This window comes from Levilactobacillus andaensis (assembly GCF_016861695.1).
Lineage (GTDB): Bacteria > Bacillota > Bacilli > Lactobacillales > Lactobacillaceae > Levilactobacillus > Levilactobacillus andaensis.
The window spans coordinates 45,891-59,487 of the sequence record NZ_BOLP01000003.1; the positions used below are offsets into that span (position 1 = coordinate 45,891).

General features: G+C 47.0%; 12 protein-coding genes. 3 read left to right on the forward strand and 9 right to left on the reverse strand.

The window, feature by feature from the left end:
- Positions 1–608 precede the first annotated feature (608 nt).
- From rihC to JUF10_RS01060, 6 genes are all read right to left on the reverse strand, one after another.
- On the reverse strand, positions 609–1,523 hold the full coding sequence (gene rihC, locus JUF10_RS01035) for a ribonucleoside hydrolase RihC (protein ID WP_203640397.1): 915 nt from the start codon (positions 1,521–1,523) through the stop codon (positions 609–611).
- Between the two features lie 81 nt (positions 1,524–1,604).
- Positions 1,605–2,918: an NCS2 family permease gene (locus JUF10_RS01040; protein WP_203640398.1), complete on the reverse strand. Its 1,314-nt coding sequence runs from the start codon at positions 2,916–2,918 to the stop codon at positions 1,605–1,607.
- Positions 2,919–3,199: 281 nt separating this feature from the next.
- Positions 3,200–4,459 (reverse strand): NupC/NupG family nucleoside CNT transporter, encoded by a 1,260-nt coding sequence (locus JUF10_RS01045; RefSeq protein WP_203640399.1) that lies wholly within the window; start codon positions 4,457–4,459, stop codon positions 3,200–3,202.
- 275 nt (positions 4,460–4,734) lie between these two features.
- Positions 4,735–5,562 (reverse strand): alkaline phosphatase family protein, encoded by an 828-nt coding sequence (locus JUF10_RS01050; RefSeq protein WP_236008124.1) that lies wholly within the window; start codon positions 5,560–5,562, stop codon positions 4,735–4,737.
- Between the two features lie 1,385 nt (positions 5,563–6,947).
- Positions 6,948–7,589 (reverse strand): SDR family oxidoreductase, encoded by a 642-nt coding sequence (locus JUF10_RS01055; protein ID WP_203640400.1) that lies wholly within the window; start codon positions 7,587–7,589, stop codon positions 6,948–6,950.
- 176 nt (positions 7,590–7,765) lie between these two features.
- The gene (locus JUF10_RS01060; protein ID WP_203640401.1) at positions 7,766–8,032 is read right to left on the reverse strand and encodes a hypothetical protein; all 267 of its coding nucleotides are present in this window, start codon (positions 8,030–8,032) and stop codon (positions 7,766–7,768) included.
- 416 nt (positions 8,033–8,448) lie between these two features.
- Here JUF10_RS01060 and JUF10_RS01065 point away from each other — a divergent pair, with 416 nt between their 5' ends.
- Both JUF10_RS01065 and JUF10_RS01070 read left to right on the forward strand, forming a co-directional pair.
- A complete protein-coding gene (locus tag JUF10_RS01065; protein WP_203640402.1) occupies positions 8,449–9,033 on the forward strand; it encodes a hypothetical protein in 585 nt (194 codons plus the stop codon).
- A gap of 127 nt (positions 9,034–9,160) precedes the next feature.
- Positions 9,161–9,424, forward strand: coding sequence for a hypothetical protein (locus JUF10_RS01070; protein WP_203640403.1), 264 nt, complete (start codon positions 9,161–9,163; stop codon positions 9,422–9,424).
- A 271-nt stretch (positions 9,425–9,695) separates the two neighbouring features.
- On the opposite strand, the gene JUF10_RS01075 is transcribed toward JUF10_RS01070, so the two are convergent.
- Positions 9,696–10,088 (reverse strand): MarR family winged helix-turn-helix transcriptional regulator, encoded by a 393-nt coding sequence (locus tag JUF10_RS01075; protein WP_203640404.1) that lies wholly within the window; start codon positions 10,086–10,088, stop codon positions 9,696–9,698.
- A gap of 235 nt (positions 10,089–10,323) precedes the next feature.
- Complete coding sequence (locus tag JUF10_RS01080; RefSeq protein ID WP_203640405.1) at positions 10,324–11,100, reverse strand: hypothetical protein; 777 nt, start codon at positions 11,098–11,100, stop codon at positions 10,324–10,326.
- Positions 11,101–11,426: 326 nt separating this feature from the next.
- On the opposite strand from JUF10_RS01080, the gene JUF10_RS01085 reads away from it, so the two are divergent.
- Positions 11,427–12,095: a hypothetical protein gene (locus tag JUF10_RS01085; protein ID WP_203640406.1), complete on the forward strand. Its 669-nt coding sequence runs from the start codon at positions 11,427–11,429 to the stop codon at positions 12,093–12,095.
- A gap of 188 nt (positions 12,096–12,283) precedes the next feature.
- Here the strand turns inward: JUF10_RS01085 and JUF10_RS01090 are convergent, their stop codons facing one another.
- Positions 12,284–13,591 (reverse strand): hypothetical protein, encoded by a 1,308-nt coding sequence (locus JUF10_RS01090; RefSeq protein ID WP_203640407.1) that lies wholly within the window; start codon positions 13,589–13,591, stop codon positions 12,284–12,286.
- Between the last annotated feature and the right edge of the window lie 6 nt (positions 13,592–13,597).

Here is a 13,597-nt window from a genome sequence, read left to right on the forward strand (position 1 = left end):
AACCCTACTATCACTAAGTTAGTTCTAGCATAGCGAAGTTTTGTAAATTATTGGTGTGGTCTGCGTCAACATCTTGTAAAGTTTCCGCAAAGGATGAGCAAAAGACGGCTTTAAGAAATCGTACTGATTTATCCTTAGCTGGGCCATACTACTCACCTCGTTATTTGGCTCAAAACAAAATAGCGCCACAGCCCCCAGCGGAACCGCAACGCTATTTCAACCGTCCCTAGTAACCGAATCACAGTTCGGCCTACCAGAGGATTCATTATGGATGCTTAGGTGGTCGGGAAAACCATAACATCGGTAACCAAGTAATAATAAGTAAGATCAACGTATCCGTATCCATGGCAGACATACGATCATCCTCTTCCCCTTGATATGTTCTCATCATAGCAAGTCCGTGTGTCATTTCTGTATAAAAATGCTCCAGAACATGTAAAGGTTTCTTTACACAGACGACAGACTTGCCCGCGTCTCAGTAGTCATGCGGTTCGTTGATTTTCGGCGCCGCCAATGATGCGGTCAAATTTTACAGTTATCCGTCCAATCTCAGACAAAAATCGCCCCCACCATTGCTAGTGAGGGCGACTTCATTTTAATTTTTAAAACTAGTTCTTAATGGCACGTACTTCTTCAAGGAACCACTTGTTGAAGGCTGCGGCGTCGATGTCGACAGAAACCTTGGCGTTAGTCTTGCCATCATGGTAAGCACCACGGATATCACCAACAGTTTCACCGATAGCTGGGCCATCAGTCACAACGTCGATCCACATGTCTTCCGTCTTGATTGCTTCTGGGTGAAGCAGGTAGAAGATAGTGTTCACATCATGCATAGCGATACCGCTGTCGCTGTTGTCACCATCGTTAATGATGATGTCATGCAACATCTTCCCGGTTTCGCTGATCTTTGGCAATTCTTGAATGCTTTCGTGAGTCAAGAGGGCCTTCATGGTAATGTCCAGGCCAACCATCACGATTGGAATACCAGACTTGTAAACGATAGCGGCTGCATCTGGGTCGGTGAAGACGTTGAATTCAGCGGCACTGGTCATGTTACCCTTACCTAAAGCACCACCCATGGCAACGATCCGGTCGATGTGGCTCTTAACTTCTGGGTATTCTGAGAAGAGCAACGCAATGTTCGTGTATGAACCAGTTGGAACCAACGTGATTGGGTCAGCACTAGCCATGATTTCATCATGTAAGGCTTCAACGGCCGTCTTGTGCAATGGCGTTGGTAAATCAGTTGGGAATTCGTAGCCAGGCATCCCTGAAGCACCGTGAATCCGGGCTGCGTCTTCGAAGTCCTTGAACAATGGTTGTTCGGCACCTGAAGCAACTGGAATGTCTTGGTTGAAGAACCGAACGATCTTCAAGGCGTTGATGGTGGTCTTGTCGACAGTCACGTTACCAGCAACCGTAGTGATCAACTTTAAGTCGATGTTAGGGTCGTTGATTGCCATCGTCAAAGCAGCTGCATCGTCAATACCTGGGTCTGTATCCATAAGAATTTTAATAGTCATGTTAATTTCCTCCCAATGAAATGAATTCAATTTTTAGTGCGGTCAGTAACCGCTTACGTTTAACCCTGGGTCAAGCTCCTACTAGAGCATGGCACTGAAGACCAAGTCGAGTAGGAACAAAACACCTAACAAGTACACTGGCCAGGTCAATTCTTTTCCTTTGCCCAAAGCCAGCTTCATAATCGGGTAGCAAACGAAACCAAACGCTAGCCCGGTCGAAATACTGTTCGTGAACGGAATCAGCACAATGATCAGAAAAGCTGGGAACCATTCAGAGAAATCAGCCATCTTAATGTTGCCAATGGCAGCCATCATCAACGCCCCGGTAATAATAATCACGGGCGCGATGGCGGCGGATGGTACGTATGCCAGCAGTGGCACGAAGATCAGTGACAGTGCGAACAGAACGGCGGCAGTTAAAGCCATGATCCCGGTCCGGCCCCCACTTTCAATTCCCGAGGCACTTTCGGCAGCAGCCACAGTAGGACTGGTCCCTAAGAAGCTCGACAAGAACGTGGTCACTGAACTTCCCTCGAAGGTCTTCTTGAACTTCTTCTGGTTCGGCAACAGCCCCTGTAGCAGCCCCATCGACTCAAAGACCAAAATCATGGTCATGGAGAAGGCGGCTAGGATAAAGGGCGTCGTCATCCAATTAGAGAAGTCGTTTTGGAAGACGATCTTGTGGTATTGACCCAGCCGCGCCAGATCAACGGTCGGCGTGTCGGAATCCTTGACCCCTAAGAAAAACGCCAGCAAACTCGTTGCGATAATCGCGATGAAGAAGTTTCCCTTAATTTTCCGAATGAACAGAATCAAGCTAAGGACTAAGCCAAAGAGTGCCAGTAGCGGCGTTGGTTTGGTCAAATCTCCCAACACAATCAAGGAGGACTTCCCCGCGACGATCAGGCCCGCTTTCTCCAGGCCAATTTCGACCAGGAAGAGCCCAATCCCCGCAGTTATCCCACTCTTCAACGACTCCGGAATGGCCTCGGAAAGAATCGTGGAAATCTTGGTGAAGGCGATCAGCATGTAAATGAAACTGGCGACCGCCGCGATTCCCAACGCTTCTTGCCAACTCAGACCCATGTTCACGACGATAGTGTACGTGAAGAAGGCGTTGACGCCCATTCCGGGAGTCAAGATGACCGGTGCATTTGCCCAGAAGGCCATAATCAAACAGCCAATCACGGACGAAAAGATGGTAGCAAAGACACTTAAATCGGTCGGAATCCCGGCGTCTTTAAGAATCAGCGGATTCACGATGATAATGTATGAAATGGCGAAGAAGCCAGTCACACCTGCGATCAGTTCGTTGCGGACGACATCCTTATGTCGCAGCGCTTCTCTTAGCGTCATGTCATTGGCTAAGTCCACCTGCGTTTGTTGCTTATCCATAAAAATCCCTATCTTTCGGTGCGCCAATTCTCGACGCACAGACTTCACGGGCTTTGCAACCGGATGGTCTCAAACACCCGGCTGGGTTTCACTCCCTAAGGAAGGTCGGCACCCGTACGGACCGAACGGGTTATCCCGTCAGCCGCAAGCCACCAGTGAAGTGGCCATCGCGGCCCACCCCAGTCTGAGGCAGTTCCGCATTTTTTGACACAGATAGCCCAGGAAGCAAACGCCCCTGGGCTATCAATTTTAAAACTCACAGTTACCCGCGAGCAATCATTTTACCAAACGAACAAACCAACGATCCCGGCAGAAAGTAAGGAAACCAAGATCCCGGAAAGTAACATGTAACCAACGTTCTTAGAAATAAGTTCGTTGTTTTCACGGTCGACGATCCCCTTGAAACAACCGATAATCATCCCAGTAGTTGAGAAGTTAGCGAATGAAGTCAAGAAGACAGTCAAGATGGCACGGTAGTGAGCTGAGAATGCGCCGGTGTTGATGGTTGAAGAAATCTTACCCATAACAACGAATTCATTCGTAACCAGCTTAGTACCCATGTACTGTGCAAAACCGAAAGCGTCGTGGACGTTCAGACCCATTAACCAAGCAAATGGGAACATGATGATCCCTAAGATATGTTCCAAGGATAACCATGGGTTGAACAAGCCAAGCAACTTGTCGATCAAGGCAGCTAAGGCAACGAAGGCGATAACGTTAGCAGCGATGATTAAGATCAAACGGCCGGCACCCAAGATAGAGTCACCCAAGAATGAGAAGAATGGTTCCTTCTTGCCGTCATCTTCAACGTCGCCGTCTTCAGCAGCAGCTGAGTTAGACCCACCGATACGCGCAATGGTGTCTTCTTCAGGAGCAACTTCAACAGGGTTCAACATGTTGGTCACGATGATGGCGTTCAAGATGTTAATTGGAACGGCCGTCAATACGAATTGACCAGGAACCATTTGGGTATATGCACCCAGAATGGAGGCAGTGATACATGACATGGACATCATGGCAAGGGTCAAGTTACGTTCCTTACGCATGCTCTTTAATTGTAATTGTGAAACGGCTAAGGCTTCAGTGTTACCTAAGAACATCATTTCAACAGAGAAGAATGATTCGAACTTAGGTTGGCCAGTAATGAAGGAAAGGCCACGACCAACCCACTTGATGATCCAAGGAAGAATCCCGATGTAAGTCAAGATATCAAACATTGGAACAACTAATAAGATTGGAAGCAATGAACTGGTAACGAAGTTCATTGACTTAGCAGTACCACCATAGTCAGGCGTTACCCAGTTAGGTAAGGCGAAGACGATACCTTGGTAGGCCACTTGAACTAACCAGTTGAAACCATCGGCGGCACCCTTAACGATGTCTTGCCCGAGTGAGAAACTAGTGAAGAACCAAGCCAAGACTAAGTTAAGAACTAAGACAATGGCAGTTGACTTCCAGTTGATTTTTTTCTTGTTCTTTGAGAACAAGAAAGCGATTGCGAGGTAAACAATTACCCCTAAAATATTGACTGCGACTAGCATTGGTCAAAATACCTCTTTCCGATATTATTCTTTGATGTATGGACGTTTGCCATACAAAAGTTGACTCGATGTTGATGCAGAAATTATGTAACGCATAACTTCTGTTACGAACGAACGATAACAGTTCGTAACAGTTGGATTTCAGCGGCCACCAGGGAATGGTGAAATTAAGCGGTGAATAATTGATGAAACGGTTCCTGATGTGCGCTGACCTTTGCAACCCAACGGTTACCCCCTGAGACTGATGCTTGCCCACCCCCTTTCAAGGTTAACTCCTATTGCGTAATTTCATTTAAAAAGCTATGTCCGGCCGCGTGTCCCGCTAAGCCAAAGTTTTCCAAGACCGTTGCGCCAACATCGGCTAGCGTCCGGCGAATTCCCAACGCGTGGGTACTCGGTCGCGACGGGGAGTAAGCCAACAAGGGCAAATACTCGCGGGTCGGTGTAACCGCAACGGTTGGATCATCGGCATGGGTCGCGGTAATAATGAGTAGATCGTTGGCCCCCATGTCATGCACGAGTTGTGCTAAATAGCGATCCGCTAACATCAGTGCTTCCCCAAACGCTTGCGTGTTTTGATGCTCACCGGCAAAACGGAATTCCGGTAGCAACACGTAGGTCAATCCGGAAGCTGGCTGAGAAAGACGGTCATATAGGATCCGAAATGCATCCTTGTTGTCTCCCAACTGAACACGTTCTGCTAAGGACTGGGTCTCCAAATAACTCAGAAACGGCCCCGCAACAGTCACCGTGTAACCAGCAGCCGGTAAGGTGTCGAAGACGCTCTCCGTTCGTGTGGCACCGTTGTAGTCCCACATCTCACGAAGTCCGGTTGCCCGTCGGTTGGTCTGCGCGCTCACGTGCAGGCGACCGAAGAAGCCGGTTGGGGCGTCCACGGGGTCAATCCCGGGCAAAGGGTGGTCAATCCGAATATTACCAAGACCTAACTGCTGTAATGTTGGAAGATTTAGTTTGTCAGCCCAACTAACCGCCACATGACCCAGCGTGTCGGCGCCTACCGATTGAAAGCGGTTTGCGTCCGGGGCTTCCCCCAGACCCAAGCTAGCAAAATCGATCACGAAGATGCGATGAAAGGCCACCATTTCTCACTCCTTAGGTCAATATCGGAAAATGAAGTGCCCCGATATTTTTTCGGTCTAGTAATAATATACCTTTTCCGAACCGCCCTGTAAATGGCCGATTTAAGAAAATCGTAAAAACTCTATTTCCGAACATTGCGGGTGTTAATGGTTGTCAAACTACTAACCCGTCCGTCAGCCACCGAACTTTCCATTTTATTTGCTAAAAGGATTTACCTTTAAAAATAATCTCCGTTGGCCGCCCCCTAAATGGTTGCTGGTAGCCCTACCAGCTCACCTTGAAGATGACCAAACGGTTTCTGAGCGAATCCTATTTAAAATGGCAAGTGACTCGGTTGACCCGAACGACTAAGGCTCCTTACGTCATAAAAACGGGCTTCAAGTATGGGATGACAACTCACTTGAAGTCCGCTAACTCTCGGAAAGGAGGTTGTGATTACTAAATTTCCGTTTCGTAATCATTTTAATTCTTAATCGCCTCATAACTAGATATTCCCACTGACTGACACAGCCGTTTTTTCATTCTGAGTAATTTCAGACTGTCGTTTCAGCACGTTTCCAAAATCTTAATTCCTTCATTACCTCAACTGATCGACACTTTAACGATTCTTTTTGAAATCCTTGTGCGACCATGCTAACGCAACATCCGAGCTCTAGCTATTACCTGGAACTGTTTACAAGTCTTAAAACAAGTATGCTTACCTGAAGCACTAAGCTAAAACATTATTCAATTGTCTTGTTGCCAGAAACCTGATACTTGATACTTGATTCTTACCAGAGTTCGTTAGAAGGTTTATCGGAGTTGTCATTAAATCTTTCAGTTTCTCGGTGCTACTTACTAGTAAAACCTAACTTACGTTGAAAACGGAAATTGGTTTCATTAACATTGTATCAACTAGATTAACTGGAGCTTTGAATCACAACCCTTAATTCCTTTCCGCAACATAATAGTACCATGAGCTGTAAGCGTTTGCAATAGAAACACTTAACTTTTTTGCTCATTTTTGAACATATTTTATTTTACCAGTTAAGTCAGCAGTCAAAGTCCACTCGTACCGCGGTTCTTCGTCTGTTAATAAATTTATGCAAAAAAAATACCGCTGGCGATAAACGACCGCTAACGATATTTCCGCAACATATGAATCAATTTCCGGCAAATCCATGGGTTCTTGTTTGGAGGAAAAGTTTCACAGAATGAGCGTCATAAAATTGATTCCAAAATTAAGGTTTTACTCCCCCGAGCCTATGCGGAGTTCTTCTCACGCACACCATAATTATACCGCGAAACGGGTCGAATTGCACCCTTTTTGTCCGGTCAATTCGGTATGGGCAACGACCAAATGCCGGAGTTTAGGCCTTTATAGGAAGAAAAATTTTTATTCTTATTTCTAATACCAAGCTGGCTTGTCACCATCGGTATTCGGCTTGTTGACGCCTAGGGATTCACGGACAGCCTGCGTTGGGTCAGCAATCAGGCTAGTGACCAGCGTGGCAATACTCTTCCGTGAGACTTCGGTCCCCTTGAAGGCCTCACCCTTCTGCGTGGTCTCGTAGGACACCTCATCGTGGTTAGTGAGCCAGGCTGGCCGGATGATCGTGTAATCCAGGTCGGATGCTTCGATCACCTTAGCAGCGGCCGCGTAGGTCTCCAGGTAGCCGCCATCCAGCATGGAATGGTTCCACTCACCGTACTTGCCAGGCACCTCATCGTAAATGCCTAACGTGGAGATCCAGATCAACCGCTTGACCTGAGCAGCGTCCATGGCGGTCACGACCGCGTTGGCTTCGGCTTCGATATTACGACCAGATAGGTTGGCATAGACGATGTCGGCGCCCTTGATTGCGGCCTCGATGTCGGCTGACTTGCTGGCATCACCATCGACGACATCCACCCGATCACTAGCAGCATTGGCTAACCGCTTGGCATTACGGAGGAACAACGTTAAGTGGTTCTCCGAATTTTCTAGCAATTGAATCGTGGCTAACTTAGCAATATTCCCGTTGGCACCTAAAATTACAACATTTGTCATGAAAAATCCCTCGTTTCGTTTTAGTTTACGGTTATACTGTAATACTCACAGTTACATTTAGCAAGCCAAACGATTTTCTACGGACACCACTTAATGTGACCGAAGCTGGCCCACCGCCATTTTTAGCCAAAACAAAAAGCACCACAGCGTCACGCCACAGTGCTTTCTTTAAGTCGTTAGATTAACATCAACGTGACACCCTTGATTGGGGTCAAGCTGTCACCCAGGTCACCGAAGACCAATTCCTGCTTAAAGACGGGTTGGTCAAGTTCAGTCAGGTTCGTCTTCTCAATGGTCAGATGATAACGGCCATGCCGGTCACGCGAGAGTTCGTAGTTGACGAATTCTTGTTCTGGCGCATAATCCGCAAAACGAACGGCGTAGTGGCCGAGTTGGTGGGAAACGACCAGGCGAATCCCGTTTTCATCTCTAAATATATGCAAAATTGTTCACTCCTAAATTGATTAAAACTTTTACTGGTGCGTGGCAAATTAAAACAAAAAGGAAGAGCCGCCAGCGCGTCCCTTCCTCATATCGTCATTTAAGCGATCAAAGATTTAGGGCAACCGCCGCGACTTTCGACAACCACGGTCCGTTAAACCCATGATCAGCTAAAAATGCGCACAGTGATGTCAGCCTCACCAAACCACGTTTCGTTTGGTATCACCAGAATTAAGTCCTCTATGTACTTTGATTGTACCATACTTACCCCGAAAAAATTAGGGGCGGCCAAAACTCGCCGAATTTTAAATGATTTCTGAACGTTTTGCCTTGCACTTCCGGGAGAAATGCCGCAATATTAATAACTAGAAGATTCAATTATTAATTGGATAATAATTAATGCACTGGAGGCACTGACATGGCAAACACCAAAAACAGTCAGGCAGCAAAGATTCGACAACAAATTATCACGTGGTTACAGGATGATCAAGAAACGGAAGTCGTCTCCGCAACCAAATTTCCCGGAATCCGCGGCATTCGGGCAGTCAAGCTCCGTCAAATGCTAGGGGCCTTGGGCTTTGCGTCCTCAGTCGTCATGGGCGCCGTCTCCGCCGCACCGTCAATCGACCGGCGCATCAAGAAGGCCGCGTTGAAGCCGCGCGAAGTCTACTATTATTTTGACGCCAACACGGAAGCGCCTACTAGAACGCTGGCTACCGCAACCGTGGCTGTGACACCGGCAGCAGCTGTGACTAAGTCAGCGACCGTTAGCGCACCAGCCGCCACTGGTTTACTGGCGACCGATGCCTTCACGCGAATCCAGGCCAGCAATCAGCAATTAACTGCTGACCTGAACGCCCTATTGACGGCTGCTCAGCAACAACGGCCATTAACCGATCTGGAATTAGACTTTCTGACGGCCTTTTCTTCACAAGTCGCCAAGCAAGCTGAACTTTTACAGACCTTCACCACGCAATCACGAATTGACCAATTGCGGCATTAAGTCGTCAGCTTATTAACTAATTAGCGAATTCTTTTAACCATTTTGACGTTTTTCACGAAATTTCCTTGACTTTTAGGCACTCGACCTTTACTCTGTTATAAATTACTTTTATGGGGGACGATTGCTTATGGCATTGCACGAAAATAATCGGGTGTTTTGTGAAAAAACGGAACTCTTCTCTGATTCTTTTTACGGCACTATCACCAAAATTTACGAACACTCCGCGCTAGTTAAAGTTGAGCCTAAACAACTGAACAAGAAGGAAACCGATAAGATTGATTCATTCGGCGACCTAGTTGTCATCCGGCAAAGCGAGCTGCAACTAGTCGACGCCGCAGGTAAGCCCCTGAAAGAACCAGTCGAAGAAGAACCACTTGAAGCGGCTGAATAATTCTTATAATGGTTTGAATGATCAGTATCCCTTTGTGGATGCTGATTTTTTTGTTATTAATTATTAATAGTAAATTAGCGCAAATTGGTCGCACTGCGGCTGCCAGGGCTTCCGCCTGCTAACCAGGACGAGAAGTATTTTGGCATTTGCTTCTCTTCACCACACAACGAACGGGCCTGAGACAACTTCCATCTCAGGCCCGTTCGCCATGTCTCACGTCATCATCACTGGTCGCGTATTGTTACGCGGTCATCCGGTGTGGCGTGAACTCCTACTCTGCTGACGTCTCAATAATGCCTGCCAGTTGCCGCATTAACTCCGGTAGTTCGCCAGACAAGACATCGCTGACGTGTTCTTCAACGCGCCGTCCCCGCGGCGTAATCTGGAAAACGTGATACCGCCGGTCGGTTGGCAGCGTTTCATCTTGAATGAACCCCCCGTTCAACAGTCGACTGATCTGAATGGAGACCATCGACTGCCCAACGTTTAGGCGACGAGACAGTTCGCTCGTGCTGATTTTCTCAGACGCAAGCTCGTGTAAGATGCGGTACTGCTCAAACGTAATTGCATCTCCAGTGCTGGGCCGTTTAATAAAGGGTCGTAGCAGCGAATTCAGTTGGTGGATTCGCTCCACGTCCACGGCCAGTTTATTGGCTTCCATCATGACACTCTTCCTCCTCGTGACCACTGACACCCATGCCGTGGGCCCCAGTTCGTCTTTAACATAGTCATCATACATATTGGTCGCTTAATGGCTAAATGTCACAGCGACTAAGTGGCCCTCCCCAATTATCCTATCATAGATAACCGACTATATTATAAACAAATCACATCTTGGCCAAATTTGCTATTATATCACTTATATTTAATGGTGCCAGCCTTGGTTTAACGGGGATTCGTCAGGAATCGAGCGGCGGCTCCATGCCACGTTGATCGTCCCGTAAAACTTGCCAGAGGGCCTCTTCGTCGACCGCACCGGTAGCTTTAGGCTGAGTCTTCTTCATGTAAGCGGTTAATAATTGCTTGGCAAAATATTGGCAGTAGGTCAGCTCATCCACTCGGGCCGGCTGTGTAATCAGCGGGCCAGCCTGTGGCGTCTGCATGAACTGCGTAACCCATCTTTGCCGTGACCGCTGTACTTGAAGTACTTCATCCCAGCTCTTGCTCAGGCGGGTGGTCGAGTCCCGGATAATCATCTCCATCCTAACTGTCAAGGAGATCCGGCTCTCCTCTTTGCGGGCAGTTGTGTTGACACTCTGCAGGTAGCGGCCATTCAGCCAGCTATAGTATTTGCCAATTTGAGAGCGTTCCGTTGCAAACAGTAGCAGATCACCCAGCACAAATGGCGTCGGACTTGTCAGCTGCAAAAAGTCCTTTTCCATGCGGCAATCAAACCAGTCGACCCCAACACACTTACTCAACGACTGAATCAGTGCACGGGGTGTTCGCTCAGTGCGATAAAAACCAGCCGTCGTCCAAATGACAGTATCTGCGGCACGGTCGCTGGAACTATAATTTTTCAAATACAAGAGCGTCGACCAATCAATCTCGACCTGATCACCAGGGACAAAAGTTACCACGTCCGCCGGTTGTAACTTTGTAAAATCGACTACCTGCGTCGCGGCCACCTTTTCCTGGTACTCCGCCGTTAAACCATGGGTCAACGAATTAGCCATCGACTATCTCCTCCTCAGGACGATTGAGGTGTGTGATAACTTAGCATGGCCCCTTGTTTGCCCAGCTATAGATTCTCACAAAAACCGAATAATAGCAAGAAAGACAGCCTGCTTTTTTAAAATAATTTTTACACTATATCGTCTATATTTTGCGGATATTAATGGGTTTCAGTGGAAACTATCAGTAAAATTATCCCGAACTATAAATATATTAATATCAGATTTATTCGATTTTTCTCATAAATCCGGTCGGGATTATTACCTAAATTTCATGCAATCTGTTAGTTAACTTGCTATACTCAAAGTAATGAGGAGGCGACGTGCGTATGCAAGAATATCGGCATCCGTTGGGCGAAACGCTCCGTCAGATACGACTGATTTTAGCAGATGGCGCGATGCCCGACGAAATCTTGGCCATGGTCGATCTGCCGGCCTGGTACTTACTTGAATTGGAACGGGGCCACATCACGTGCCCCGACCCGGACACCCTAATGCTGATCTACGACTGTTATCAAATAACGGCGGATCAGGTTGCGCAATTTCGAATGGCCCCCGACTTAAAAGCGGCCATCACCACCGTTATCACGGCGAAAGAAGCCACTGGCCAAACCTACCGCCGTCAAAGCAAGTTCAAGTGGCCTAGTAGTGATCTGTACGCTACGGCATATCCCGTTGTGAAGATGACTGACCCCGCGGCTCGGAACAGCTACGCGGATATTTTGCGTTGCGTGCGGGAACGCATCGAGTGGTGTCCCCTACTGATCACTAGCTTCTACTACCGACTATCACCCATGGCTTATTGGCAAATGGAAGCCGCCCAGTTGCCCGTCACAGACACCGTCATTCAGATTCTCTGTCAACGGCTAAACGTGACCAATTTGGATGTGTTTATTTATGCTGAGGATTTATACACCACGTTGTGTCAGCACTTAAACTTGTCACAACAGGACATCCCCACCCAATTACGCCTACCTATGAGTGGCGATAGACACTGAATTTCAAAAACCCACTAGCAAGAAATCGACTTGTTAGTGGGTTTATTAATTATTTTCGATAATGATTAATTGTCACACCATTTTAACACTTTTTGAAGGTGTGGTGAACTAACCAACGTTCGCATAACTTTAATAACATATATTAAAAAGGACTGCCAAAATCGCAGTCCTTTTTTGTCACGGAAAAATTAGCCAGCAATAAAGTCGCTAGTTGAAGTTGTAGTAGTAGACTTCACTGAACCTTTAACTGCTGTATAGTAGACGGTTGAGTTAGCTCCACCAAAAGTACCATCAGTAGCACTCTTCAAGGTGTACTGATAAGCTACATAAGTACCATCAGCATTGGCTGTCTTCGTTACTACGACGAATGATCCAGCACCATCAGCCTGCAAATGTGCCTCAACGTCAGCAGCTGAAGCAGTCTTACCCTTAGCTTGTTTGAAGAATGTATCAGCATTAATCTTGGTTTGAACATCAGCTGGAAAGGCCAATGATGATTGTGCGGCGTCCATGTCTGAATTGTAAACCTTCAGGGTCGTCCCAAGAGAAACAGCATCGTTAGCAGTCACATAGACGGTCACTGAAGAGTTTTTAGCATAAGTCGCGGTAGTTGACCCAAAGGAAGAAGCAGCGTCCTTACCGGCGATTGTGTAGCCAGTTGGAACTAACCCCTTAGCCTGCGTATATGCATCTGCTAACTTTAAAGTAGCTGTGCCAGTGGCAAACTCATAGACAGCAGAAGAAACCTTAGTACCAGATGACTTATCGACAAAGTTAAAAGTAATTCCGTTTTCTGCTTTAGCTGTGTCACTCTTAGAAGTTGTAACAGCACTTGAGTAGATCCAGCCGCTGATAGCTGGGTTAGCTGAGTCTTCGACGTAGTAGTAAAGTGAACCTTCACGCGTTTTTGTTGCAGCAGCAGTAACCTTCAAACTATCATTAGCGTAATTTGCCGTACTCTTAATTTGCTTAGAAGCCTTATATTGCGTGTATTGAGGTGCATCCCACGTAACATTAGACTTGCCTGGATTAGTAAAGTAAACAGTCTTACCAACCATGGTGTTAGTTGCAGTCTGATCCGTTGTCGTAGAAGCCTTAACAATCCCACCATCAAAAGCATCCTGCGTCTTACCACCATAGATGTAGCCACGGTACTTACCGTTCATAGAAACAATCTTGTAGTAAACAGATCCCTTATTCGTTACCTTCATGTAGTAAGCACGGAAGTAATCAGCAGACTTCTTAGAAGCAGCCAGTTTCTTCATCGTCGTTACAGAAGCAACTTTCTTCGCACCCTTAATCGTACCAGGCTTGGAGTACAAAGCGTTTTTCCCCGTAACTTCAACGTTACGCGTTGTACCATCAGTGGTTAAAGTCTTGCTCGTAACCACCTTAGCCTTGCTAGCTGCTTGAGCAGTTGTAGAAACCGTTGCAACTGCACCTAAACTCAATGCTGCTAAACCAAGATAAAGTGTCTTTACCAAACTTGATTGCATATTTAC